This is a genomic window from Dialister hominis (assembly GCF_007164725.1).
GTDB classification, from domain to species: Bacteria; Bacillota; Negativicutes; order Veillonellales; family Dialisteraceae; genus Dialister; species Dialister hominis.
Map to the genome: position 1 here is coordinate 1476494 of NZ_AP019697.1, position 25454 is coordinate 1501947.

Annotated in this window: 25 protein-coding genes, 2 tRNA genes, 2 pseudogenes and 1 other annotated feature; of the genes and pseudogenes, 8 read left to right on the forward strand and 21 right to left on the reverse strand. The window is 50.2% G+C overall.

Going from position 1 to position 25454, the window contains the following annotated elements; genetic code table 11:
• Positions 1–227: 227 nt before the first annotated feature.
• Complete coding sequence (locus Dia5BBH33_RS06840; protein WP_162501770.1) at positions 228–467, reverse strand: hypothetical protein; 240 nt, start codon at positions 465–467, stop codon at positions 228–230.
• A gap of 585 nt (positions 468–1052) precedes the next feature.
• On the opposite strand from Dia5BBH33_RS06840, the gene Dia5BBH33_RS06850 reads away from it, so the two are divergent.
• The 4 genes and pseudogenes from Dia5BBH33_RS06850 to Dia5BBH33_RS11500 all read left to right on the forward strand — a co-directional run.
• Positions 1053–2300: an IS256 family transposase gene (locus Dia5BBH33_RS06850; RefSeq protein WP_143332625.1), complete on the forward strand. Its 1248-nt coding sequence runs from the start codon at positions 1053–1055 to the stop codon at positions 2298–2300.
• 169 nt (positions 2301–2469) lie between these two features.
• Positions 2470–3123: pseudogene (locus Dia5BBH33_RS06855) on the forward strand (IS30 family transposase); the annotation flags it as partial.
• A gap of 81 nt (positions 3124–3204) precedes the next feature.
• Entirely contained in the window at positions 3205–4452 is a 1248-nt protein-coding gene (locus tag Dia5BBH33_RS06860) for an IS256 family transposase (protein ID WP_143332165.1), read from the forward strand.
• Between the two features lie 32 nt (positions 4453–4484).
• Positions 4485–4903: pseudogene (locus tag Dia5BBH33_RS11500) on the forward strand (IS30 family transposase); the annotation flags it as partial.
• Between the two features lie 113 nt (positions 4904–5016).
• Here the strand turns inward: Dia5BBH33_RS11500 and Dia5BBH33_RS06870 are convergent.
• The 6 genes from Dia5BBH33_RS06870 to Dia5BBH33_RS06895 all read right to left on the reverse strand — a co-directional run bounded on the left by Dia5BBH33_RS06870 (position 5017) and on the right by Dia5BBH33_RS06895 (position 9680).
• Positions 5017–5108, reverse strand: a tRNA-Ser gene (locus Dia5BBH33_RS06870).
• A 123-nt stretch (positions 5109–5231) separates the two neighbouring features.
• Positions 5232–6212 (reverse strand): asparaginase, encoded by a 981-nt coding sequence (locus Dia5BBH33_RS06875; protein WP_108850775.1) that lies wholly within the window; start codon positions 6210–6212, stop codon positions 5232–5234.
• Positions 6213–6347: 135 nt separating this feature from the next.
• On the reverse strand, positions 6348–7064 hold the full coding sequence (locus Dia5BBH33_RS06880) for an ABC transporter ATP-binding protein (RefSeq protein ID WP_108850979.1): 717 nt from the start codon (positions 7062–7064) through the stop codon (positions 6348–6350).
• Positions 7065–7066: 2 nt separating this feature from the next.
• Positions 7067–7834: an ABC transporter ATP-binding protein gene (locus Dia5BBH33_RS06885; protein ID WP_022382582.1), complete on the reverse strand. Its 768-nt coding sequence runs from the start codon at positions 7832–7834 to the stop codon at positions 7067–7069.
• Positions 7834–8799: a branched-chain amino acid ABC transporter permease gene (locus tag Dia5BBH33_RS06890; RefSeq protein ID WP_022382583.1), complete on the reverse strand. Its 966-nt coding sequence runs from the start codon at positions 8797–8799 to the stop codon at positions 7834–7836. Before Dia5BBH33_RS06890 ends, Dia5BBH33_RS06885 begins: the two co-directional genes overlap by 1 nt.
• A complete protein-coding gene (locus tag Dia5BBH33_RS06895) occupies positions 8799–9680 on the reverse strand; it encodes a branched-chain amino acid ABC transporter permease (RefSeq protein ID WP_108850773.1) in 882 nt (293 codons plus the stop codon). Before Dia5BBH33_RS06895 ends, Dia5BBH33_RS06890 begins: the two co-directional genes overlap by 1 nt.
• A 95-nt stretch (positions 9681–9775) precedes the next feature.
• Positions 9776–9977: a binding site (T-box leader), on the reverse strand.
• A 382-nt stretch (positions 9978–10359) separates the two neighbouring features.
• On the opposite strand from Dia5BBH33_RS06895, the gene Dia5BBH33_RS06900 reads away from it, so the two are divergent.
• The 3 genes from Dia5BBH33_RS06900 (at position 10360) to Dia5BBH33_RS06910 (ending at position 11791) form a co-directional block, all read left to right on the forward strand.
• Positions 10360–10773 (forward strand): hypothetical protein, encoded by a 414-nt coding sequence (locus Dia5BBH33_RS06900; protein ID WP_022382585.1) that lies wholly within the window; start codon positions 10360–10362, stop codon positions 10771–10773.
• A gap of 142 nt (positions 10774–10915) precedes the next feature.
• Positions 10916–11440, forward strand: a complete 525-nt coding sequence (locus Dia5BBH33_RS06905; RefSeq protein ID WP_232518025.1) for a PaaI family thioesterase — start codon at positions 10916–10918, stop codon at positions 11438–11440.
• Between the two features lie 6 nt (positions 11441–11446).
• Positions 11447–11791, forward strand: coding sequence for a hypothetical protein (locus Dia5BBH33_RS06910; RefSeq protein ID WP_022382587.1), 345 nt, complete (start codon positions 11447–11449; stop codon positions 11789–11791).
• 83 nt (positions 11792–11874) lie between these two features.
• On the opposite strand, the gene Dia5BBH33_RS06915 is transcribed toward Dia5BBH33_RS06910, so the two are convergent.
• The 12 genes from Dia5BBH33_RS06915 to acpS form a co-directional block, all read right to left on the reverse strand.
• The gene (locus Dia5BBH33_RS06915; protein ID WP_162501771.1) at positions 11875–12432 is read right to left on the reverse strand and encodes an EAL domain-containing protein; all 558 of its coding nucleotides are present in this window, start codon (positions 12430–12432) and stop codon (positions 11875–11877) included.
• Complete coding sequence (locus tag Dia5BBH33_RS06920; protein WP_162501772.1) at positions 12396–13883, reverse strand: EAL domain-containing protein; 1488 nt, start codon at positions 13881–13883, stop codon at positions 12396–12398. The genes Dia5BBH33_RS06915 and Dia5BBH33_RS06920 overlap by 37 nt, the downstream gene beginning before the upstream one ends.
• 286 nt (positions 13884–14169) lie before the next feature.
• Positions 14170–15708, reverse strand: a complete 1539-nt coding sequence (gene guaA, locus Dia5BBH33_RS06925; RefSeq protein WP_022382590.1) for a glutamine-hydrolyzing GMP synthase — start codon at positions 15706–15708, stop codon at positions 14170–14172.
• Positions 15709–15812: 104 nt separating this feature from the next.
• Positions 15813–16364, reverse strand: a complete 552-nt coding sequence (locus tag Dia5BBH33_RS06930; protein WP_022382591.1) for a phosphoribosyltransferase family protein — start codon at positions 16362–16364, stop codon at positions 15813–15815.
• Between the two features lie 39 nt (positions 16365–16403).
• A complete protein-coding gene (locus Dia5BBH33_RS06935; RefSeq protein ID WP_022382592.1) occupies positions 16404–17198 on the reverse strand; it encodes a hypothetical protein in 795 nt (264 codons plus the stop codon).
• A 123-nt stretch (positions 17199–17321) separates the two neighbouring features.
• Entirely contained in the window at positions 17322–18140 is an 819-nt protein-coding gene (locus tag Dia5BBH33_RS06940; RefSeq protein ID WP_022382593.1) for a hypothetical protein, read from the reverse strand.
• Between the two features lie 146 nt (positions 18141–18286).
• Positions 18287–18376 (reverse strand) — tRNA-Ser (locus tag Dia5BBH33_RS06945).
• Between the two features lie 145 nt (positions 18377–18521).
• Entirely contained in the window at positions 18522–19529 is a 1008-nt protein-coding gene (locus tag Dia5BBH33_RS06950) for a uroporphyrinogen decarboxylase family protein (RefSeq protein WP_022382594.1), read from the reverse strand.
• 187 nt (positions 19530–19716) lie between these two features.
• The gene (locus Dia5BBH33_RS06955; protein ID WP_022382595.1) at positions 19717–19938 is read right to left on the reverse strand and encodes a DUF3006 domain-containing protein; all 222 of its coding nucleotides are present in this window, start codon (positions 19936–19938) and stop codon (positions 19717–19719) included.
• Between the two features lies 1 nt (position 19939).
• Positions 19940–20869: a ComEC/Rec2 family competence protein gene (locus tag Dia5BBH33_RS06960; protein ID WP_143332630.1), complete on the reverse strand. Its 930-nt coding sequence runs from the start codon at positions 20867–20869 to the stop codon at positions 19940–19942.
• Between the two features lie 31 nt (positions 20870–20900).
• Positions 20901–22433 carry an NAD(P)H-hydrate dehydratase gene (locus Dia5BBH33_RS06965; RefSeq protein WP_143332631.1) on the reverse strand — a complete coding sequence of 511 codons (1533 nt, stop codon included), beginning with the start codon at positions 22431–22433 and terminating at the stop codon, positions 20901–20903.
• A complete protein-coding gene (gene acpS, locus Dia5BBH33_RS06970; protein ID WP_022382598.1) occupies positions 22430–22810 on the reverse strand; it encodes a holo-ACP synthase in 381 nt (126 codons plus the stop codon). The genes Dia5BBH33_RS06965 and acpS overlap by 4 nt, the downstream gene beginning before the upstream one ends.
• A gap of 206 nt (positions 22811–23016) precedes the next feature.
• On the opposite strand from acpS, the gene rpsT reads away from it, so the two are divergent.
• The gene (gene rpsT / locus Dia5BBH33_RS06975; protein WP_370803393.1) at positions 23017–23373 is read left to right on the forward strand and encodes a 30S ribosomal protein S20; all 357 of its coding nucleotides are present in this window, start codon (positions 23017–23019) and stop codon (positions 23371–23373) included.
• Positions 23374–23502: 129 nt separating this feature from the next.
• Here the strand turns inward: rpsT and Dia5BBH33_RS06980 are convergent, their stop codons facing one another.
• Both Dia5BBH33_RS06980 and Dia5BBH33_RS06985 read right to left on the reverse strand, forming a co-directional pair.
• A complete protein-coding gene (locus Dia5BBH33_RS06980) occupies positions 23503–24036 on the reverse strand; it encodes an HdeD family acid-resistance protein (protein WP_022382600.1) in 534 nt (177 codons plus the stop codon).
• A gap of 144 nt (positions 24037–24180) precedes the next feature.
• Complete coding sequence (locus Dia5BBH33_RS06985) at positions 24181–25428, reverse strand: M20 metallopeptidase family protein (protein WP_143332632.1); 1248 nt, start codon at positions 25426–25428, stop codon at positions 24181–24183.
• Positions 25429–25454 lie beyond the last annotated feature (26 nt).

Consider the following 25454-nt stretch of genomic DNA (forward strand, 5'->3'; position numbering starts at 1 on the left):
CCCCTCTCCATCAACTAAGGCGCGCCATGGTTTTATTTTCTCCCACATTTTGTCTAATTTGGATTTTGTTTCTTCATAATTCATGGCTTCTTTACCCCCCTTTAAGATGAACATTTACCATATACTCAGCTTCCCATTCAGAAAATCCATAGAATCATATTTGCCAAAAGTTTATAAAATCAATATCCACTGATTTTATAATCATTTAGGCCCTTCTTATCGCAAAGTTAATACCACGCTAAAATCACAGATTTCTTATAATCTCCCTGCTTCGCATGTTCCATCAAATACGGTATAACATGGCCTATGTAAAAGCCAGTTCCACAATCATCTTTTTTCTCAATGGTGATTTCACCTGTTTTTCTGTTAATTGTGACAATTCCATCTCCCCATTCTTGATTGTTCTCAGGGAAATAAGAGCAACTAGCAATATCATCTGTCAACTTTATCAGGTCTATTCTTACCATTAAGATTCACCGCCTTCGAATAATTATATTTCCGTTCAGTTATTCTATGAGCCTCATCATAATAGTATTTATATCGATTCATTAATTCATACTCAAGGCGTTCATGCTTTATTAGTATTATATCACATTCATATAACTTTCCCGCCAAGAAGCCTTTGGAACGATCCTGCCATATCATACATACCATATCATACATAAAATGAGTAAACACTATGATGCCCGTCAGCTAAATCATATTCATTAATAAGCACGTGCTCATAAACTTTTTTAGCTGACTTTATATTTATTCTGACAGCCTCACTCAATTTCTTAATAATTATTTCTCGGTTTGAGTTTATTATTTCTTCATAATACAGTTTTGCATGTTTACTTCGTTTTATGTAATCTGGATCACTTTCATTATTTAATGCTCCTTTTTGCCTATTTGTGAAATGTTTTTTACCTTCTACTTGTCTCTCATTCTACTCATCTAACATCACAGACTTATCCACACAAGGGAGTGTAAAATAGTTTGTGTAAATCGGTATTGCATGAATCTACTTTATGCCCCATACTGGGGTAAACAAAGATAAGGACGGTAACAGAATGGCAAACTGTAAAACTCCACCAACTACCCCAGGCGAGCAGATTGCTCAGCAAATCCTCAACAACTACGACATCAAGAGCGCGGAAGACGTACAGGACGTCCTGAAGCAGATTTTTGGCCCCATTTTTGAGTCCATGCTCAAAGGTGAGATGGAAAATCATCTCGGCCATAAGAAGCATGAGCGCTCCGAAGACGGTGACAATGTCCGGAACGGCTATTCATCCAAGACGCTCAAGACCTCTCTGGGCGAGGTTCCTATCCGCGTCCCTAGGGATCGCCAGAGTACGTTTGAACCGCAGATCATCAAGAAGCACCAGCGCGACGTTTCGTCCATCGAGGGCAAGGTACTGGCGATGTATGCCCGTGGCATGAGCCAACGCGACATCGCTGCAACCATCGAAGACATCTACGGCTTCCAGATGTCACATGAACAGATCTCCACCATCACAGGCTGCGTCATGGAAGAGGTCGAGGCATGGCGGAATCGTCCGCTCCAGTCGTTCTATCCATTTGCTTTCGTCGACTGCATCTACGTATCGCTGCGCACGGAGTATGGCGTCCAGCAGGTGGCCGTCTATGTCATGCTTGCCTATGACGTCAACGGCTGCAAGGATGTCCTTGGCCTCTGGATCAACGAGACGGAGAGCAAGCATGCCTGGATGCAGATCTCCGACGAGCTGCGGGCTCGCGGCGTTAAGGATCTTGGCATCCTGTCCATGGATGGCGTGAGCGGATTGGAGGAAGGCGCCAAGGCTGTATTCCCGCATGCCACGGTTCAGCGCTGCATCGTACACCTCATCCGCAATTCCATCCGCTACATCCCACGCAAGCAGTGGAGTGCATTCACGAAGCAGCTGAAGCTCATCTATGGTGCCATCAACGTCAAGCAGGCCCGTCAGGAATTCGAGAAGTTCAAGACCGACTGGCAGGCTTATCCAGGCGCGGTCAGCGTAAGGGAAAACAATTTCTCACACGTCGAGCAGCTCTATAACTATGGCAGTGCTGTGCGCAAGATCATGTACACGACTAATGCCATCGAGAGCGTCAACTCTAGCTTCCGCAAGGTGACCAAGAAAGGCGCTTTCCCCAACGAGGATGCAGTCTTCAAGATTTTCTACCTACGCATCCAAGAGCTCTATAAAAAATGGAAGGGTCGTCACGTCGCAAACTGGGCGATGGTCCGGAACCAGCTGCTCATGGACGACAGGATGTCTCAGCTTATGCAGCAATACGATGTTGCTTATTGAATCGATTTACACAAAACTCTTGACACACCCCTTGTTTCAGTGAAAGGGAAATGATTGCTTCCGTAAATTGTAGAATGAAATTGAACACTAAAACTAAATAAAAAGATCCATAGGATTGCATCAATGGTAAAATTAAGTTACGACACAAAATTAACCGGAGGCAATCACTATGGACTACCTAAATAATACCATTAATACCCTACCTCGCGAAAGAGGACAACACTTAAGATTTGAAGATCGATGCGAAATCAAAGCGCTCCATAAGCAAGGTTACTCTTATCGCCAGATTGCAAAAGCACTTAATTGCTCACCTAGTACTGTGGGCTACGAATTAAAACGTGGCACTGCAACTAAGACGACACATCGAGGCAGACCAACAGAGTATGTACCTAGTCGAGGTCAAGCCGTTTACTATGAAAACAGAAAACGTTCTGGTCGTAAACAGCGCATTACGTCTGAAAGTCCATTTGCTATTTGGGTTGCAGCGCAAGTTAAAAAAGCTAACTGGTCATTAGACGTATGTGCTGGCTATGCTAAGAAGCATAATCTGTTTACTGAAGAGGAACTTGTATGTGCTAAAACGCTGTATAACGCCCTTAATCAATCACGCCTACCATTATCCCTATTCGATGTACCAGAACTGCTTAGTCGTAAAAAGTCAAAGCCTAAACAAGCAAAGAACGTACGCATCTTTGGCCGAAGTATTGATGAACGACCAGATATCGTTAAGCTACATCTTGAGATTGGTCATTGGGAAATAGATACTATCGTTGGTAAGCGTAAAGGTAAAGAGGCTGTGGTACTAACTTTAGTAGGGAGTGTAAAATAGTTTGTGTAAATCGGTATTGCATGAATCTACTTTATGCCCCATACTGGGGTAAACAAAGATAAGGACGGTAACAGAATGGCAAAGTGTAAAACTCCACCAACTACCCCAGGCGAGCAGATTGCTCAGCAAATCCTCAACAACTACGACATCAAGAGCGCGGAAGACGTACAGGACGTCCTGAAGCAGATTTTTGGCCCCATTTTTGAGTCCATGCTCAAAGGTGAGATGGAAAATCATCTCGGCCATAAGAAGCATGAGCGCTCCGAAGACGGTGACAATGTCCGGAACGGCTATTCATCCAAGACGCTCAAGACCTCTCTGGGCGAGGTTCCTATCCGCGTCCCTAGGGATCGCCAGAGTACGTTTGAACCGCAGATCATCAAGAAGCACCAGCGCGACGTTTCGTCCATCGAGGGCAAGGTACTGGCGATGTATGCCCGTGGCATGAGCCAACGCGACATCGCTGCAACCATCGAAGACATCTACGGCTTCCAGATGTCACATGAACAGATCTCCACCATCACAGGCTGCGTCATGGAAGAGGTCGAGGCATGGCGGAATCGTCCGCTCCAGTCGTTCTATCCATTTGCTTTCGTCGACTGCATCTACGTATCGCTGCGCACGGAGTATGGCGTCCAGCAGGTGGCCGTCTATGTCATGCTTGCCTATGACGTCAACGGCTGCAAGGATGTCCTTGGCCTCTGGATCAACGAGACGGAGAGCAAGCATGACTGGATGCAGATCTTCGACGAGCTGCGGGCTCGCGGCGTTAAGGATCTTGGCATCCTGTCCATGGATGGCGTGAGCGGATTGGAGGAAGGCGCCAAGGCTGTATTCCCGCATGCCACGGTTCAGCGCTGCATCGTACACCTCATCCGCAATTCCATCCGCTACATCCCACGCAAGCAGTGGAGTGCATTCACGAAGCAGCTGAAGCTCATCTATGGTGCCATCAACGTCAAGCAGGCCCGTCAGGAATTCGAGAAGTTCAAGACCGACTGGCAGGCTTATCCAGGCGCGGTCAGCGTATGGGAAAACAATTTCTCACACGTCGAGCAGCTCTATAACTATGGCAGTGCCGTGCGCAAGATCATGTACACGACCAATGCCATCGAGAGCGTCAACTCTAGCTTCCGCAAGGTGACCAAGAAAGGCGCTTTCCCCAACGAGGATGCAGTCTTCAAGATTTTCTACCTACGCATCCAAGAGCTCTATAAAAAATGGAAAGGTCGTCACGTCGCAAGCTGGGCGATGGTCCGGAACCAGCTGCTCATGGACGACAGGATGTCTCAGCTTATGCAGCAATACGATGTTGCTTATTGAATCGATTTACACAAAACTCTTGACACACCCCTTTAGTAGAGAAAGTAACGCATAAATTCATTGCTATTAAGATTCGACGTAAAGATGTAGCATCTGTAAAAGCTGCTTTACGTAGTCTCAAAATATATTATGGATCACAATTTGCTACTGTATTTAAAACAATTACAGCAGACAACGGAACTGAGTTTGCGGAATTATCTCAGTTAGAACGATATGGTATAATGGTATATTTTGCTCATCCATATAGCTCTTATGAGAGAGCTATATGGATGAGCGTCACAATCGCATTTTCAGAAAGTACGTACCTAAAGGAAAGTCTATCGAAAACTACTCTGCTGAGCAGATTCTCTGGTTTGCAGAGGATATGAATTCATTACCTAGAAAGTCCCTTGGGTATGATACGCCTGATGATTTATTCGAAGCTTATTTAGATACCGTCTATGCAGCTTAAATTATTTGGTTAAAGGTGTTCAATTTGAACTTGCAATTTTAGAAATGATTGCTTCTACTGAGACATTAAAAAATGGCAAGGAAAAAGGACCTGTCCTCAGACAGATCCTCATTTGGCGGAGAGAGGGGGATTCGAACCCCCGTGACGGTATTCGCCGTCAACATGATTTCCAATCATGCACCTTAAACCGCTCGGACACCTCTCCATGCTGCTTTTCCCTGACCTTTCGGCCAGCCTGTATGAGCCGTGGTTTTCGGCTTTTTGGGCTCGTCAGTAACAACTGACTTAATCATTATACACATCAAAGCAGCATGTGTCAACGGAAAATTTACATTTTTTCAAAAATTTCCTGAAGTCTTTCGTTTTCGTTTGTTTCACCAAGGGCAAGGACGAGGAGAAGGCGGGCTTTCCAGCCGGAGAGGTCTCCGCCCAGGATGATGCCGCTTTCTTTCATGGAGAGGGCGCTTCCTTCGTAGCTGTATTCCTGCATGACGCTTCCAGAGGGGACGCGGGTGGTGAGGACTACGGGGATGCCCTGCTTGCGGAGGGCAAGGATTTCTTTTCTGCAGAGGGGCGGTACGTTGCCGCAGCCCAGGCCGTCTATGACGACACCTTTGACGCCTGCTTTTCCTGCGCATTTGACGATTTCTCCATCCATACCGGACCATGCGGAGATGAGCCAGACGTTTGGTTCGATGGTTTCCGGATGAAGTCTTGCATGGGGCATAGGTCTTCTTCCATAAATGATTTCCTTGCCATAGACAGCACCAAGGGGTCCGTAGTTCAGATCGCGGAAGGTGTCCGGATTGGTCGTATGGGATTTTGTGACGTCTTTGGCTGCGTAAATGCGGTCCTGCAGGCAGACGAGGACGCCCATGCCTTTGGACATGTCGTCAGCAGCAGTGCGGACGGCGGAGAGGATATTTTCCGGGCCGTCAGCAGAGAGTTCGGAAGCTCCTCTCATGGCGCCTGTGACGCAGACTGGTTTTTCTGTTTTCAGGGACATGTCGAGGAAGAATGCGGTTTCTTCCAGGGTATCGGTCCCATGGGTGACGACGAAGCCGTCTGCTTTCCCCTCTTCAGATAGTTTGTCGATCAGATGAGAGAGGTCGAACATTTTCTCTGCGCTCATCCAGCCGCTCGGCACGTTGGAGAATTCGACGACGGAAACGTCTGCCCAGTCAGAAAGTCCGGGAACGGCAGCTGCCAGATCTTCTCCAGATACAGCAGGAACGAGGCCGCCGGTTTCCGGGTCTTTTTTCATGGCAATGGTGCCGCCGGTTGTAATGACGATGATATGTTTTTTCATGATTTCATCCTTTCAATCGTTATCGGTTTTTATTATTGTATCACCGCCATACAGAGTCATCGCATGAGAAAAGGAGCGGATTTCTCCGCTCCCTTCCTCTGGATCGTGTTGCAACCTGTGAGGGTTGATATATGGCTACTGTTTTTTCTTTCCGCCCAGATAGGCCGCCATGACATCCGGGTTGCTAGCCACTTCCTGCGCAGGCCCCTCCATGACGATTTTGCCCGTCTCCATGACGTAAGCGTAATCGGCAATCTGGAGCGCTTTGCGGGCGTTCTGCTCAACCAAAAGAACAGTAGTACCCATTTTGTTAATGTCTTTGATTACATCAAAGATCTGCTGTACGACCAAAGGCGCAAGGCCCATGGAGGGTTCATCAAGAAGCATGACTTCCGGTCTGGCCATCATGGCGCGGCCGATGGCGAGCATCTGCTGTTCGCCGCCGGAGAGTGTGCCTCCGAACTGGTTTTGTCTTTCAAAAAGTCTGGGGAAGCGTTCGAATACCTTAGAGAGGTCTTCGCTGATTCCCGCTTTGTCTTTTCTCTGGAAAGCGCCGAGCTCCAGATTTTCACGGACGGACATGTTCTGGAGGATCTGGCGTCCTTCCGGTACGAGCACGACGCCGCCTCTGACGATTTCGAAGGGCTTCTTGCCGACGATGGATTCGCCTTTGAAGAGGACGTCGCCTGCGACTGGCTTCATGACGCCCATGATCGTTTTCATGGTCGTGGACTTGCCGGCGCCGTTGGCACCGATGAGTGTGACGATTTTTCCTTCCGGTACGGAGAGGTTGACGCCTTTCAGCGCTTTAATGTTCCCGTAGGAAGATTCAATGTTTTTCAGTTCAAGCAGCATCAGTTGTCATCCTCCTTCCCGAGGTATGCTTCAATAACCTGCGGATTGTTCTGCACTTCATCCGGCACGCCTTCAGCGAGTTTCTTGCCGAAGTTGACGACCATGACGCGGTCGCACAGGCTCATGACGAGCTGCATGTCGTGTTCGATCAGGACGATCGTGATGCCGAACTTTTCGCGGATATTTCTGATCAGTTCTGTCAGGGCAGCTGTTTCGCTGTCGTTCATGCCGGCTGCCGGTTCATCGAGGAGGATGAGTTTCGGCTTTGTTGCCATGGCGCGGGCGATTTCCAGCTTTCTCTGCTTGCCGTATGGAAGCTCGGTAGCCAGGCGGTCCGCATCTTTATCCAGGCCGACAAAAGCAAGGAGTTTCATTGCTTCTTCGCAGGCTTCTTTTTCTTCCTTCTGCTGGGAAGCGGTATGGATGATGCTGGCCAGGAGGCCGGATTTCATGCGGTCATGGACACCGACCAGGATATTTTCCAGTACGGTCATACCGGTGAAAAGGCGGATGTTCTGGAATGTACGGGCAATGCCCAGGTTGATGATCTGGTAAGGCTTCTTCCCTTCAATGGACTGGCCGTTGAAGATGACGTCGCCTTCGGTGACCTGGTAGACGCCTGTGATCAGGTTGAAAATGGTGGTCTTGCCGGCGCCGTTTGGTCCGATGACGCCATAGATTTCTCCTTCATCGACATGGAAGGACATATTGGAAACGGCTGTCAGGCCGCCGAACTGTTTAACGACATCTTTCATTTCGAGCAGCATTAGTCATCTCCTCCTTCCACTTTGACTGGTTTTGCTTTTCTGGAAAATTTAGAGGAAATCCATTTCATAGCATCATAGGACAGGATGCCGTCCGGGCGGAAGCCCATCAGGACGACGAGCATGATGCCGTAGATCATGTCTCTGTATTCAGAAAGAGCACGGAGGGATTCCGGAACGATGGTAAGGATGGCAGCGCCCAGGACAGAGCCCCAGAGAACGTTGCTGCCGCCGAATACGGTGTAAAGAAGGATGTCGACGACTTTGTGCCAGTCGAAATCGGTCGGTGTGATGAAGAATGTGGCATGTGCATAGAGTGCGCCGGCTACGCCTGCGAAGAATGCGCTGAAGAGGAATGCCATCATTTTGTAGTAAACGACATTGATGCCTGTCAGGGATGCTGCGTATTCATCCGCTTTGACAGCTGCCATCGCGCGGCCCACGCGGGAGTGTTCCAGTCTGTACCAGAAGGTGACGATGGCGATGACGATGAGGAGAAGGACGATGCACATCAGGAACTGGCCGCCTGTCTGGGAGTCCATTTCCAGAGCATCGAGAAGGCCCCAGTCGCTGGCATAGTCAGAAAGCGTGGATGCCATGGACGGAATGCCGGAGAAACCAAGCGCGCCGTGCGTGATGGTCAGGTTTAATGCGATAACGCGGACGACTTCGCCAAAGCCCAGTGTCGCGATGGCCAGGTACAAGCCGCGCAGGCGGATGGTCGGAAGGCCGATGATCATGGCTACGAAAGCTGCCATGAGGCCGCCGCAGAAGATGCCAAGAGGCATCGGGAAACCGTAATCAGCCGTCAGGATGGCTGAAGTGTAAGCGCCGAAGCTCATGAGACCTGCATTGCCCAGGGAAAGAATGCCTGTGCAGAGGGTCATGTAAATCGTCAATGCAAGTATAATGTTGATGCAGACGAAAGTGAAGACCTGCAGGAAATACCCGTTCAATAACTCTTCCATTACGGTCTGCCTCCTTTCCCCGCTTTGGAGAATAACCCTTCAGGACGAAGGAACAGAATCAGGATGATCATGCCGAATGCGACAGCGTCCCTGTAGGAGGATGCGCCGTATGCGACGGTGAATACTTCTGCAATGCCCAGAATGAAACCGCCGGCCATTGCGCCTTCTACGTTGCCGAGACCGCCCATGATGAGGACTGCCAGGCCCTTGAGGCCCATAGCCGTGCCCATTGTCGGTTCGATGGCGTTGAAGGAAAGTCCGATCAGCACGCCAGCGGCTGCGCCCAGTGCGGATGCCAGCATGACGGTGAAGGTGATGATGCGGCCTGTGTTTATGCCAAGCAGGCCTGCTGTTTCAGCGTTTTCAGAAGTCGCTCTGACTGCTTTGCCGACTTTTGTACGGTCAAGTAGCAGTGTCAGGAGAACCATCAGGACAACGGCCGTGCCGAGGCTGATGATCTGGATGCCTGAAATCTTGAAGAGGCCCATATCCATCAGGCTGTTGTCGAATGTGGCCGGGAAAGACCGCGTCTGCGGACCCCAGACCATGAGCGCCACGCTTTCAAGGAACGTGGATACGCCGATTGTACTGATTAAAGGCGCAAGATGGGTGACCTTGCGGCGGCGGAGAGGACGGAGAGCAAAGATTTCCAGTCCGTAGCCCAGTACGGCTCCGCCGATCATAGCACCGATAAGTGCAGGAAAAATTCCAAATCCTGCTTCTGTGACAAGAAGCAGTCCGATGTAAGCGCCCATCATGAAGATGCCGCCATGTGCCATGTTGACGATATTGAGTACGCCGAATACCAGCGTATAGCCGATGGCAATGACCGCATAGGCGCTTCCCAGCGTTAACCCGTTGACAAGCTGTTGAAAGAACACGATCTCTATCCCCTTTCTCAAATAGAAGGCAAGCCTTCTTCTCTTAACAGAACGAATGGTACAAAAAAGCCCCTGCTGCAATCTGGCGTCATTGCAACAGGGGCGAAAGGATTCGCGGTACCACCCTACATTATACTCAAGTGTTTTCATCCGTAACGTGGACAGACGCCTTCATCTACTTATTTCGGCAAAGGAGCTCACGGGTGATATTAAATCCTGGAATGCACCGGTTTGCACCATACACCGGCTCTCTGAGGCATGGACCACAATTTACTTTGTCCCATTCATCGCTTTTCATATGCCTGTAACGCCGGCCGCGTCGAAAGCTAATCTGTTCACTTTCGAGAACTCCCGGGTGAGCTCGCATTGTGATGTCTGCACCGGCTTTCACCATCCGCCGGTTCTCTGGAGCATATTATCAGAATGCTTATCCCGATCCTTGCCATTCGTTCTGTCGTTATTGTTGATATTATACCCTTGCCAAATGAAATGTCAATAGATTTCTTTCGAATTCTGAAAAATCATTTCAACAGAGCTGCCTTATCAATAAATCGTATCTTTTCGTACCGCTTTTCCTTTTCTATGATACAATACAATTATCAATCAGGAGGCAATCCGCATTCCGCCGTACTTTTTTTCAAAAAAGGAACCGACGGGCTCTTTCAAAGGGGGAATTTCTATGCTGCAGCAGATCTCCATCTTCACTGCCAACCAGAAAGGCGCGCTGAGCAAGATCACAGCCATTCTGGAAAAGAACAATATCAACATTTACACGATGTTGGCAACCGACAGCGCCGAATTCGGTATCGTACGCCTCATCACGGACGACGCTGAAAAATCAGAGAAAGCGCTGAAGGACGCAGGATACCAGTGCCGCCTCGACTGCATCATTGCCGTCGACATGGCATCGGACAAGCCTGGCACATTGAATCACATCCTCGCCGATCTCAATGATGCCAATGTCATGATCCGCTATCTCTACATTTCCTTTGACCGCCAGACCGGCACGCCGATCGCTGTCTTCAATACGAATGATTCCGAAACGGAGACATTCCTTCGCGGCAAGGGCTACAAACTGCTCGACACGCTGTAAGACATGCATTCAAAAGTCCGGCCGCTTTCGCAGTGCCGGATTTTTTTCAGGGCCCATGGTATATAGAAGCATACCATGTATCATATTTTTGCGTACTTGGAATCCATTTTCACTCTGACTATAATGAAAACAGGAAATGGAAATGAAAGGAGTCATGATGACAAAGGATATCGATGAGAACACGCTCGGCCTTTCGGAAAAGGAAAAAGCATTCCTGAAGGCCGAGGAAGAACGGATGGGCATGAAGCTCAAGGAGCTCGTGAGCCCTCCTGTTTACAATATGTGCTTCGCCTGCGGATCGGCGAATCCGATCGGGCTGCACCTTCATTTCTTTGCCATCCCTGACGGATGCATTTCCTTTTTCACGCCCAGAAGAGAACACCAGAGCTACAATGACCGCATGCACGGCGGGCTCATCATGACGCTGATGGATGAAGTCATGGGCAATTACTTATTTCTGACCGGCGGCGTCCCCGCTTATACCGGCAAGATGGAATCCCGTTTCCGCTCCCCTATCCTCATCGGAGAGACGGTCGAGATCCGCTGCCATGAAGAAAAGCGCAGGGGACAGCTCGTCATTATGACGGCCAAGATCATCAAGGAAGACGGCACGGAAGCTGCCGAGGCTGTATCCCACATGATGCTTGAACCGCCTTCGAAAGGATGATGCATAATGGCAAAGGAAGAAATTATTCAGAAGGTCAAGGAAACAATGGAAGCACCGAGCTGCTTTGCAGGATTAAAAGCAGTCTGCCAGGAATACCTGGAGGCTCAGGGAACTGGCAAGGAAAAGGAAGCTGCTGAAAAGCTCTCCGCTGCTTTGAAGGACTGCGTCCAGTCCATCGACACTGTCATTCCCTTCTTCAAATCCGAAGCTGGCGTGAAGTACTTCGGCAAGGAAACTGCCGCAGCTCTTGCAAAGGCTGCTGATGAAGCCAAGGAAAAGGGCTCGAAGTACTGCATCTGCCCGGCGTGCACTGCCGGCGGATACCTGCTCGACCATATCCATGAACTGTAATCCATTGAAAAATGCATTGAAAAGAGGCTGTGAATCCGGTGATCCGGTTCACAGCCTCTTTTTATGCCCTCGCCGCAAGGGCCTTACCTGCTGTTATCCGAAAGGGTTGCGGCGAATACACTTCCATATCTTTCCGTCTCTTCGTAAGCCCTTTCGCTTGGAGTAAACACTTCCCTTTTCTCTTCCTTCAGACTGTACTTCTTCAGGAAATCCTGCATGCTGACGGGCTTTGAATAATAGAAGCCCTGGAAATAATCACAGCCCATCCTTTTCAGACCGTCAACCATCTCCTTCGTCTCGACGCCTTCCGCCACGACCTTGAATCCCATGCGGTGCATGCTCTGGATCAGGTTTGGCAGGTACGAATCCGGATGCGCGAAGTGGCCGCGTACGAGGGACACGTCGATTTTGATTTCTTCAAAAGGAATGTCCTTCATGCGGGACGCGTTCGAAAATCCCGTACCATAATCATCGAGAGCAAGATCAAATCCCATATTTTTCAGAAGGCCCACCTGCTTGAATCCGGCGGAATTCAAGGCGCCCTGTTCCGTGAGTTCGAGGCGGACTGTCGATACCGGCACGCCGTAGTTTTCACGGATGTCATTCAGGCGTTCTGCCAGACAACGGCGCAGACACTGCACTGGCCCACATTGACGTGCACCCACTTCATGCCGCATGCTTCGAGGCCGCCGTCACGGATGAATTCGCATACCTTGGCGAAAACCTGCTCGCCCAGGATGCTGACCGCACCCGTTGCGGAAGCCATATCGATGAACTCGGCAGGTCCCACGATGGACCCGTCCTTGTCCTTCATGCGCACAAGTGCTTCAGCGCCTTCCACACGACCGGAGGACGCTTCCACAAGCGGCTGCAGGAACACTTCCAGAGAATTTCCCGCAAGAGATTCTTCAAGAAGTCCGCGTACATGAAACTGGCGTTTCACGCGTTCCTGGTACCCTTTGTCAATGATGACGTCTTCATGCTTCGGAGAATCGGCTGTTTCAAAAGCGATGCCGATGCACTGCTTCAGCTCATCCACGCTGCTGAAGACAAGCGTATCATCCAGAATGCAGCAGTTGATGTCGAAGTAAGCGATCTTGCCATCCCTTCCCCAGGGCTTTCTGAATCGCTCATGCACCTTGCTGACTTCCGCTTCCAGATCCATGGGCAGCGTCGAAACGATGAAGAAACGGCCGCCTCCCATGTAGAAGAGGTACTGCTTTGAAAACTCCTGCCTGAGATACTTCCCGAAATATCCCAGGAAACCGTCTACGAATGCACCGCCGTAGGCCATGCGGCATTCATCATAATCACGAATGACGAAGCCGAATCCTTCGAAGTCGTTCTTCTCCAGAAGCTGCCTCATGATCATGCGGAAAGCTTCTCTCGTCATAAGTTCCGTCTTATGGTCGAGGAAGAGGTCCGGATTTCTGACCGTCAGGTAAATGACTGCGATGCCCATCGTGAAGCTGAAGGACAGAAACAGTTCCTGCCAGTAATATCCTTCCAGAAGGATACCGGCCATGATGAATGCGCCTGCAGTGAGGATTCCTTCCACCTGTCCCTCATTGTCCTCCGTACGGAAAACAAGCGCCGTAGCAAGGCAGAGCACCAGATAGAAAATAAGGAATCCATAGAAAAGAGGATACAAGCTTCCTTGATGGATACCTGTCTCAGGATCGACACTGATCATCGAGCCGAAGAACTGGGACACAAAGATCACAAGCGCCATCGGCAGAACAGGGACCGCGGCAAGCCTCATCCACTTCGGATTGATGCGGTCGCCTGCATGAAGTGTTTCCATCACATAGCGGAAACCATTATAAGCCGCCAGAAGAACGAAGAGATGGTAACCCACGTTCAAGCCATATATGACCGGAACCGGAGTCGTTTCCCATCCTGCACACGCGGCTGCCGAAAGAATACCTGCAATCATTGCTGCCAGATTGAAGTACATCAGGTTCGTGAAGTACATGGTGTCTTTCAGTGGAAGCTTTCTCTTCCGCATGTAATAAACCAGGAACAAAACCTGGACCGGAATAGCAGCCAGATAGAAGTCCATATCGTAGCTGCCACGAAGGAAATCGATCATAATAAAGTCCCCTTTATATAAATACGAAGAATCATGCGGATCCATCGTCAAGATTTAAAGCGGGATGCCCGTACTTCTAAATATATGCTTGTTTCTATATCCAATTTTACTACTTTCCCCAGTACTTATCCATGATTATTATAATTGTTTGCTTTTATGTGATAAGCTTTACCCATTATATATTTATATAGCGGAAATATTTCGAAATGGAGAATTTACACGCAAAAGGGGCCGTGGCAAAATGATTGCACATTTTGTCACAGCCCCTTTTTTATTACGTATTATATTATTCCCATTCGATGGTGCTCGGCGGCTTGGAGGTGACGTCGTAAACGACGCGGTTGACTCCTGCCACTTCGTTGCAGATTCTTCTGGACATTTCGTCGAGGACTTCCCACGGGAAGCGGAAGTAATCAGCAGTCATGCCATCAGAGCTTGTTACAGCGCGGATGCCTACGGTGTAGTCATAGGTTCTTTCGTCGCCCTGTACGCCTACGGAGCGGATAGCTGCCGGCAGTACAGCGAAGGACTGCCAGATATCATTGTAGAGGCCATGCTGTTTGATGACGTCTCTGACGATGAAATCAGCTCTGCGGAGGATGTCGAGTCTTTCCGGGGTGATTTCGCCGATGATGCGGATAGCAAGACCTGGTCCCGGGAACGGCTGGCGGTTGATGACTTCTTCAGGAAGTCCGAGTTCGCGGCCGAGCTGGCGGACTTCATCCTTGAAGAGTTCGCGCAGCGGTTCGATGAGTTCGAACTTCATGTCCTTCGGAAGGCCGCCTACGTTGTGGTGGGATTTGATGGTCGCAGCGGTGGCTGTGCCGGATTCCACGACGTCAGGATAGAGTGTGCCCTGGACGAGGAATTTCACGTCATCAAGCTTATTGGCTTCTTCCTGGAAGGTATGAATGAATTCAGCGCCGATGGTCTTTCTCTTCTTTTCAGGTTCTGTTACGCCTGCAAGAAGGTCCATGAAATGCTTGGATGCATCGATGTGGACGAGTTTCATGTTGAATTTGTTTGTGAAGGTGTCGACGACCTGTTCAGCTTCGCCAAGACGGAGGAAACCGTGATCGACGAAAACGCAGGTCAGCTGATCGCCGATAGCCTTGTGGACAAGGACAGCGGCAACGGAGGAATCAACGCCGCCGGACAGTGCGCAGATGACGTTGTGATTTCCTACTTTTTCACGGATGCTTTCTACAGCAATATTGATGTAGTTGCCCATGGACCATCCGCCTTCACATTCGCAGATCTTGAAGAGGAAGTTCTTCAGCATGGTGGTGCCTTCCGGAGTATGAACAACTTCCGGATGGAACTGTACGCCGAAGAAGCGTCTTGCTTCATCTGCCATAGCTGCGGTCGGTGTCAGGGCTGTATGACCGGTCAGGCCAAAGCCTGCAGGCATGTCTGTAACGGAGTCGCCGTGGCTCATCCATACGGCTGTCTTTTCAGAAACGCCTTCAAAGAGTGCGGAGCTGCCGTCACGGAAGAATTCAGTATGGCCGTATTCATGCGCTTCTGGCTTTACGACTTCGCCGCCCAGGGTCTTTGCCATGAGCTGCATGCCGTAGCAGATGCCTAAAATCGGCACGCCTGCCTTGAAAACGTCCGGATCAATCTGCGGTGCATTTTCCGCATTGACGCTGGACGGGCCGCCGGAGAAAATAATCCCTTTCAGGTTGGGGACCAGAATCTCACTGGCTGGCTTGTTGTACGGCAGGATTTCGCAGTATACGCCGCATTCGCGCACACGGCGCGCAATGAGCTGGGCATACTGTCCGCCGAAGTCAACAATGATGACTATTTCCTGATGCTTCATCTGTTTCCTCCTATGGGAACCTAATCGGTCAAAAGATACAATTCGTATCGTTTATTATATCACATCCGGGAAGCAGATTCACCGCTTCCCGGATGTTAAAAGAATTATTCGTGTTCAAAAAGAGGGAGTTTTTCAAGGAAAATGATGTCGTCTCTCTTTGCTGCATTTCCTTCTGCAAGGATGGCAGCTTCGCCAATGACATGAGCGCCTGCTTTTTCAGCAAGGGCCTTCATGGCTTTCATGGATCCGCCTGTGCTGATGACATCATCAAGAAGGAGGACGTTTTTGCCGTGGAGCATTTCCACATCCGTGTCCATGAGGTAAAGGCGCTGCTTGCCCTTCGTCGTGATGGATTCATCTTCCACCCAGATCGGGTTCTGCATATACGCTTTGACAGACTTTCTTGCAACGATGTAGCGCTTCATGCCAAGGACACGCGCCAGTTCAGCTGCAAGGGGAATGCCCTTCGTTTCAGCGGTCATTATGATATCTGTGTCTTTCGGAACCCTGGCAGCTAGTTCTTCGGATGCCCTGGTAACGATCTCCGTATCCCCGAGGATAACGAAGCCTGCAATCGACAATGTGTCGCTGACTGGAAGGATTGGAAGCTGTCTTGTGCAGCCTGCCACATGTAATTCATAGTAGTTCTTTGCCATGATACTCCTCTTTCTTATCGATTATCGTTCGCCCTTCTCTTAATTCCCATTCGGGGAAGGTGGAGCGGGTGTGATGTCCACCTGTACAGGCGGTGTCTTGACGATTTCGACTTTCGGCGCTTCGGTGATGGTCACCTTGACGTCGGAAATATCGTCTTGTTTCTTTGCTGCATCTGGATTTTCCGAAGGCTTTTCGTTCTTTCCAGCACTGCCTTCCTTCTTTGAAGGTCCCTTAGAGGAATCTTCTGCAGCAGGCGTATTCTTTTGGGAAACGTCAGTGGAAGATGATTTTACGACTTCTCCCTTTCGCTTGACGCCGCCGTCAGCGGCAGGAAGCTTTGCATCATCAGAAGGTGCTGTTTTCCCCAGCGCCTCCTTCTTGGATGCCATGATTTTAGAAATCTGTGATGTAAGGACGCTCCTTCTCGCATCGTCGCCCATTTCTTCACGGACAAACATGACGGCAAGCGCAGCAGGATCGTCGAAATTTTTGGAAACTTCGCTCCATTTCCCATCCGTTCTCTGTGCCCATACCCTGCCATCTACGTCAAAACGGACATGAACCCATGCCTCCCCTGTTTCCTTATTGGAGACAAGATTCATGAGCTTGACCCTGGCTGCAAGGCCGTCCTCGAAGACATCCTCGATCGTCACGGTGGACAGATCCAGGAAAAGTCCCGTGGTGCCGTCATTGTAAATGCCGCCTGTATTCTGGATCATGGGATAGTTCTTATCCCCGTTCAGGTAGTAAGGGTCGCTCGCAGCTGCCTCGGAAAAACTGCACACGGCCAGGCAGAAGCCCAGCGTCATCAGGCAAGTCCTGAATTTTCTCATAGGTATCCTCCTCTGGCAGAGATATCCGTTTCACCTCTGCTATTGTACTATAAACAGGCAAGAATTAGTACCTTTTATGGCATGGAAAAAGCAGCGGTCCTGCCGCTGCTTTCCTATTACTGACTAAGCGCCGAGTTCATCAAGGAGTTCTTCGGATGCTTCCAGAGCCTCGCGGATTTCCGGACGAAGGTCTGCGCCGTCTGTCAGGAAACGGACTTCCGAGAGTGCGCGGATCAGGCGGGCAATCTGTGCAGTACGGCCGATCAGGATCTTCTGAGCAGGTGTGTACTTCTTCCAGTCATTGCCGGAAGTAGACTGGATGCGGCGGATATCTTCAATACCGTCTTCAAAGTAATCGGAGAGGTCAAGAAGCGCATCTTCTGCCTGACGGGCTTCGCGGCGGATTTCCTGCATGCGGGTGCAGAGTCTCTTCACTTCCTGCTGGAATGCCTGCAGACGGATGCCCATTTCACGAAGGGCTGCCGTATCATGCTTTTCAGCGGCTGCAATGTCAAGGCCTTTGATCTGCGGAACGATGGCGAAGGTATCGAGGACGCCTGCGCCGAAGCCTACAGCGTCCATAGCACCGGTCAGAGTGACGACGCTCATAGCCTTGGCAGACAGGTTTTCCAGTTCCTTCCAGTTCTTTCTTTCCTTATTGAAATGATCAAGTCCGGTCAGATTTTCGCAGTCATGGAAATCTACATTCTCGAGCTGGGAGAACAGGTTCGTGAATTTCTTCATGTCGCCGGACATCAGTGTGATCCTGACGCGGTCGAGTTCCCCGAGCTCATCCTGAGCGCGCACCTTAGCTCTGTTGATTCTTTTCGTAGCTCTGCGTCTGGCTCTTTCGACTTCGCCATTGATGCTCTCTGGTTTTGCCGAAGAAGAATTTCCGCTGACGGCGGAGGAAATCATGCGCAGAATAAATGAAATAGACATAACTTGGCCCCCTTCGAAATATGATGTTCTGGTATCGTTTCACTTCTATAAATTATAACATATTTCTAAGGAATCATACAGTTCGAATCATATCGTTATATACTTTTTACAATTAAAAAACGCCAACCTCGGTTGACGTTTTATTGTGGCGGAGCGAGGGAGATTCGAACTCCCGCACCGGAAACCGGTCTAACGATTTAGCAAACCGTCCTCTTCAGCCACTTGAGTATCGCTCCATATAACTGACTTTAAATACTTTACACTATATGAGGCGATATTGTCAAGTGAAAATTAACCGGTTCTTATAAGACAGATGCTATTCCATCATTTTTGTTCTTCATTCCGCTAAGGAACCACGCTGATGTAAAGAGAAAGATATCCTTATTTCGAGTATTTTTCAGCAGCTTCCCTGACCCATTCAAAGCGCACGGGGTCGATATCCTTGGGGACGGTGCAGTCAGCGCCTAAGATGACGCCCTTCGTTCCCGCCTTGTCCAGGATCTTCTTCGTTTCTGCTTCGACCTCTTCCCTGCTTCCGCTGTAGAGGACGCCCTCAGGATTGTTGTCGAATCCTCCGATCACGCAGCGGTGATCAAAGATTTCCTCTCCCTTTTCAAGCGGCACGCCTTCAAAAGCGACAGCCCAGTTGACGGCCTTGAACGGATAGTCCTTATACCATGTCAGATCATTGTGGCATCCCATGTAGCCGCAGATATGAAGAAGGTTGTAATCAGATGATTCATTGGCCGCTTCGAGGACCGCCTTCTCGGAAGGCGTGATGAATTCGCGGTACTTTTCCTTCGTCATGTCCGGATGCGGGATATTCTGTACGGAAAGGTAGATGCTGTCTGCATGGCCTTCTGTGATGACAGCGCGGGCCAGTGTTGCGATATCTTCCGTCAGTACGGCCATGACTTCCTTCAGGGCTTCCGGATCTTCCTTCATGAAACGGGTGATGACTGTCTTCGCATCGCTTCCTGTCTGCTGGAATTCAATGCATCTTGTCGGCGCGAAAAGATTGTAGAAAACCATGACGTCTTTCCCGTACCGCTCTGTCAGGATGCCGCAGAGCTCTACCTGCTTCTGGACCCATTCCGAATCCCTGCCAAGCGGTCTGATGCCGGCAGCATCCCTGATCGATTTCAGGTCATGAAGCTGCTGGTGCGGATAGAGGAAAAATCCATCCGTCATGACTTTCATGAAATCCGGATGCCATGACTGGTAAAACGATTCATGGCCCGCCAGATTGTCCTTCCATGCCGAAGGATCGGCCAGTGCGTCTGCGTGTCTCTGATCTGCCAGGAAATGATGCCAGAAACCTACCGGCACGCGGTCTGCCGGTCTGCAGTCAAGAGCTGCCTTTACGAGTTCTCTCTTAGTCTGTGCCATATGAAACTCCTTTCAAAAACAGGAAACATCCTTCCCGGCTGCTTCCATTCCTGCCGTATTTCAGCTTCTCTCTATATTACGCCGCGGCGCGTCCTGCCGCAAATGAAATATGGCATCGGAGAAGATTTCCATAATAAAAGAGGCCGCAGTAATGATTACATCTCTGCAGCCCCTTTATGATTATTGATTATTCAATTCCGTTCATTTTCTTGATATCTGCCAGAAGGTCTTCGGCGGATTCCATGGATTCCTTTTCCCTTTCAGGATTTTCGGTGAATTCCATGTCGATGGCCATGCCTTCATGCATATCGTCGAACCAGGCAGCAGGAATATGGATTTCCTCTTCGTCGTCTGTCAGGAGAACGGCAACTTTCCCTTCAATGCGGTCTACAATGGCTTCTTTTTTCATGTTAGTGCTCCTTTGCAATCTGGTACGTGCTTCCGTCCGTCGTGAGTGTGACAGTGCCGTCGCGGTCCGTGCGGAAAATGTGGATGCCTGCATTTTCAAGCTTCGTCATCGTTTCCTTGTGCGGATGGCCGTAATCATTGCCCTGTCCGCAGGAAATGAATGCTTCCTTGGGAGCGACTGCTTTCAGGAAGGAAGGCGTCGTGCCTGTGCGGCTGCCGTGATGGCCGACCTTGAGGACATCACTCTTCAGACCAAAGCCGCTCTTGAGGATGGCAGACTCTTCTTCCTTCTCTGCGTCCCCTGTAAAGAGCATGGAGAAATCTCCGTATGTCAGCTTTCCTACGATGGAATTATTATTGAGATCCGGGCGGCCCTTCTGGTCCGTGATTTCACTGACCGGTCCTGCTACGTGGAAATCAACGCCGTCAAAGAGAGCAATCGTTTCGCCGGCCTTCGGAATATGGAACGGGATGTTCTTTGTCTTGATATTCTTCAGGTAAGTCTTGTACGTATTCGTATTTGTCGGAACGCCGTCGTCATAAATGTTGTCGACTTTGATATTGTCGAAGACAGCCTTCATGCCGCCCATGTGATCGGCATGCGGATGCGTGATGATGACATTGGATAATTCCTTGACGCCGTATTCATGAAGGTACTTCACGAGTGCCTCTCTGTATTCGACATCGCCTGTATCGATCATGGCAAACTTGCCGTCCTTTTCAAGAAGGAAAGCATCGCCCTGCCCGATATCGAGCATGCGGATAATGAGCTTGTCTCCCGGTTTGGCCGGCGTCTTTGCAGCGCCTGCTGCCGGCGCTTTCGCTGAGCTTGATGATGCGCCGCTTCCCCCGCAGCCTGCCAGTGCAAAGCCTGTGACAGCTGCCAGAAGGATGATCATGAATGCTTTTGCTAACTTTTTGAATAAATGCATAAAATCCCCCAGTCTTTAATACCCCCAACTACTATTCATCCATTTCAGTGATCTGCGCCCTTGCCTTTGGAAGGAGGCGTGCCAGATCGGTCACGCGGTAACCCACCGGCGTCGTTTCTGCCGCCAGATCTCCGGCAAGGCCGTGAAGATAGACGCCGACCGCTGCCGAGGAAGACGGGCTCATGCCCTGCGCCGCCATCGCGCCGATGACACCTGTCAGCGTATCTCCCATGCCGCCTGTCGCCATGCCTGGATTTCCCGTCGTATTGACGTAGGAGCGGCCGTCAGGAAGGCCGATGACCGTAGGCGCGCCCTTAAGGACAAGGACGAGACGGTTCTTCTTCGAGAAATCGGACGCAGCATCAATCCTCTTCTCCTCGATTTCGGAAGCAGAAAGGCCTGTCAGCCTTGCGAACTCTCCCACATGAGGCGTCAGGATCAACCGGCCCGGGCAGGACTTGAAATCGATCTTCGCCTCGGCGGCCGCGTAGAGCCCGTCCGCATCAAGGATGATCGTCTTCTCAAAGTTTTCGACCATTTTCTTCACGAACTTCACCGTTTCCTCATCCCTGCCGATGCCGGGCCCGATGGCGATGACGTCATACGCCTTGGCCTTCTCAAGGGCAGCTTCCGCCATGTCTTCCGTGAAGTGCGGACCGTTTCCGATGGAGGAAACCATGATTTCAGGGAACTTTCCTGCCATGATGGGTGCAGCATCGCCTGTCGTGATGATGGCTGTCTTGCCGGCCCCTGCATAGAGGGCGCCCTGCCCCGCAAGGAGGGCTGCGCCTTCCATACCGGACGACCCTGCAAAAATGCCAAGGAATCCGTTCTTTCCTTTATGGGAAATCTGATTCCTTACAGGAAGAAGAGGCGCGATGTCTTCCCTGAAAAGAAGGCGGACAGGGAAATCCTCGGATGCTTCCTCAGGAATGCCAATCGGCGAAAAGAGAAGACGGCCCGTATGCTCGCTTCCCGGATAAAGGACATGCCCGCGCTTCACCGAACCCAGAGCGACGGTGAAATCCGCATTGACAGCCGTCCCTGCCGGTCTTCCCGTATCCGTCACAAGGCCGCTTGGAATGTCGGTCGAAACGACGAGCGCATCCGTGTCATTGATGATATCGATGAGCGCTGCCTTCTCGCCCTTCACTTTGCTTGCAAGGCCCGTTCCAATCAAAGAATCGATGATGATATCCGCATCATAGAGGTAGGGAACCGCTTCTTCTGCTTCCATCACCTCAATGACAGGAATCCCCATCTTCTCAGCCGTCTTCCGGTACATCTTTGCCGACTCTCCCATGTGGGACGGATCCCCCATGAGGATGACCAGGACCCTGGCGCCTGCGCCTCTTGCATAGCGGGCGCTGACAAATCCATCCCCGCCATTATTGCCCGTGCCGCAGACAATGACAGTGAATGCGCCTTCCCAGTCCGTAAACTCTCTCATGCGGCTGACGACAGCGCGTCCTGCATTTTCCATCAGGACAGCTTCCGGCAGTCCGTACTCTGTCATAGCGATCTTGTCCAGCAGCCTGGACTCCGCCGTACTTGTCAGAATCATGATTTGCCTCCTGCCATCACGACCACCGCGATGGACATATGATCTTCATGCGAAATGGAAATCGACATTTCCGTGACGCCAAGCTCCCTGGCCCGCTTTTCAAACGTGCCCTTCAGATGAAGCTCCGGTGCTCCCCACTTGGACCATGTGACATAGGCATCCTGCCAGGCCGATCCGAAGATGCCGATTCCCAGCGCTTTGCCGGCCGCTTCCCTGGCTCCCCAGAGAGCCGCATAGGACTCAGCCCGCTTCTTTCCTTTCTTTTCGCAATGGGCAATTTCATCCGGCGTGAAAATTTTCTCTGCCCTGGCAGGAAATTTCTCCAGAATCCGTTCCCAGCGTTCTATCTTGACGAGATCTACTCCGACGAATAGCATAAGGTCTCCTTCCGAACCGGAACCTCCGGCTCTTACATTTCTATTGTACAAAAAGACATACTTCGATTCAAACAAAATTCTCCTGTTCGCCCTGACTTTTCCCGTCTTTTCCGCAAAACATCGTACCTTTTGAATTTTCAGAAAATTTCTTGCCTTGATTGATGAAATATGATAGAATGTCATGGTATGAATAATGCAGACGGGAGGTGAAATCATTGCCACAGATTAAATCCAATATGAAAAGCATGAGACAGGACGCTGCAAAGAAGGCTGCAAATTCTGCTATTAAATCCAGAATCCACAGCTCCGTTAAGAAAGCTGTCGCTGCTGCTGCTACGGAAAACCAGGACGAAGCTATCCGTGCTGCTGTAAGCGTTATCGATAGCGCTGCTCAGAAAGGCGTCATTCACAAGAATGCCGCAGCTCGTAAGAAATCCCGTCTGAACGCGAATGTACAGGCTGCTGTTGCTAAAATCCAGGCTGAAAAAGCTAAATTAGCTGAAGAAGAAGCTAAGGAAGAAGCAAAGGAAGCTTACAAAGAAGCAATGGAAGAAAAGGCTTAATTCTTTTCCGAAGAAAAACCGTAGTGATGGCGCTGCGGTTTTTTTATTGCCTGAAATTGATACTGTTCACGAAAAAAGGACTGTGACAAAATGATTGCACATTTTATCATAGTCCCTTTACAATTGCTTTTATGATTCAGAATCGTCAGCTGCTTCGCTCTGTCTCCAGATCATGAATGTCGAGATGCCGGTCCAGATGAGTGCCAGTGCTACGCAGTACATGAAGATGATGCTTGCTGCATCCGGTCTCAAAACAAGGGCTGCGCCGATCAGGATTTCAATGATAGCTACAGGCATGTAAAGCGAAGAGTGCTTCATTTCCTTTTCTTTCTTCTTCCGGAGTACGATCATCAGGATGCCGCGGAGCAGGATGTAGATGGCAAACATAAGCGGAAGCATGTAGGCAACCAGCGTGAATACCATGCTGACAAGCATCCAGATGCCGAATACTACGTCGAGCAGGGCAATAAGCAGATGCCAGAAGGAACGGTAGCCCGGATCAATCTGGAAAAAGCGGATTATCTGGAGCGCGCCGCCCAGGACGAGTACGAATCCGATATACCAACCAACGATCAGAAGCGAGATCTCCGGCTGCAGGATGCAGAATATGCCTGCGCCAATGAAGAGCAGACTCCCGAGTATCAATACAATTGAACTTAACATGATCATCGCCTTCTTCTTTCCGAAACCATTTCTTTATCTATCTATATTATAGGACTTTATCGAAGGCGTTTCCATAGAAAAGAACAAAAAAATAAAGCCTCCATAAATAATCTATAAATTACGGGAGGCTTTATTTTTTATTGATCAGGTTAATTTCAGCATGCTTTCAAGGTCCGTCGGATGGAAGAACGGTGTTTCGGGCTTTTCTGCCAGAGCTCTTGTGACATAGGCAAGAGCGGCGGCAACGCCTGTGACGAGGCCGTCTTCTGCAATGTCGAATTTCGGTGTGTGGTGCGGGCTTCCGCTTCCGACTTCCGGATCATTGATGCCGGTGAAGAAGAAGACGCCCGGATATGTCGATTCCGTAATGGAGAAGGTTTCCGTGGCCATCCACATCGGGCAGTCCGGATCAAGCGCATCGCTTCCAAGGGCTTCAGTGACAGATTTTCTGGCAAGATCGACGCATTCCTTCGTATTGACGGTAACCGGGAAGTACTGGTCTTCGACGATTTCTGCCGTCAGGCCGTGGAGCTCGGCAATGCCTTTCGTCACTTTGAGGAAGGTATCGCGGAAAGCAAGGCCGTCGTCATTCTTTGTGCAGCGGGCGGTGCCTGCAAACATCAATTCATCCGGAATGATATTCGGTTCATGGCCTGCCTGCACGCATCCGAAGGAGTATGTCAGGCTGTCGGACGGATCGACGGCACGCATGCGGTAGGAACGAAGTTCGCTCGCAATGGAAATGAAGCATTCGATCGGGCTTTGTGCCATGTCCGGACGGGATCCGTGGCCGCTCTTCCCGTGAAGCTTCACGCGGAAGAAGTAAGCTCCGGCCAGTGCACTTCCGTAAAGGATGCTGACCTTTCCTGCCGGAAGATTCCACATGACATGGGTGCCGAAGCAGGTATCGATATGGATTTTGTTATCGCGGAGGTAGCGGAGAAGCGGCGCAATGCCTCTTTCCCCCATTTCCTCAGCCTCTTCGAACATGAAGACGATCTTTCCTTCCCATTCATCCTTGTGCTGGGCAAGGATTTTGGCTTCGGTAAGGAGCATCGCCATATGGCCGTCATGGCCGCAGGCATGCATGATGCCTTCATTTTCTGAAATGCAGACTCTTTCCTTTGCCATATTGACGGGGTCTTCCTTGATGGGAAGCGCATCAATGTCTGCTCTCATGAGCATCGTCCAACCCGGTTTCCCGCTGTCCAGGAAGCCGAATACGCCGCCGTGCGGCACTCTGACTGTTTCTATGCCATACTTGTGCAGGAATTCCTCGATGGTATCCATCGTCTTGAATTCTTTCTGCGATAATTCCGGATTTTCATGGAAATGACGGCGAAGGCTGACTACCGTCTCTTTTTCCTGCCATGCTAATGTTTTTACATCCAAAAGAAATCCCTCCTTAGGGCCAGGCC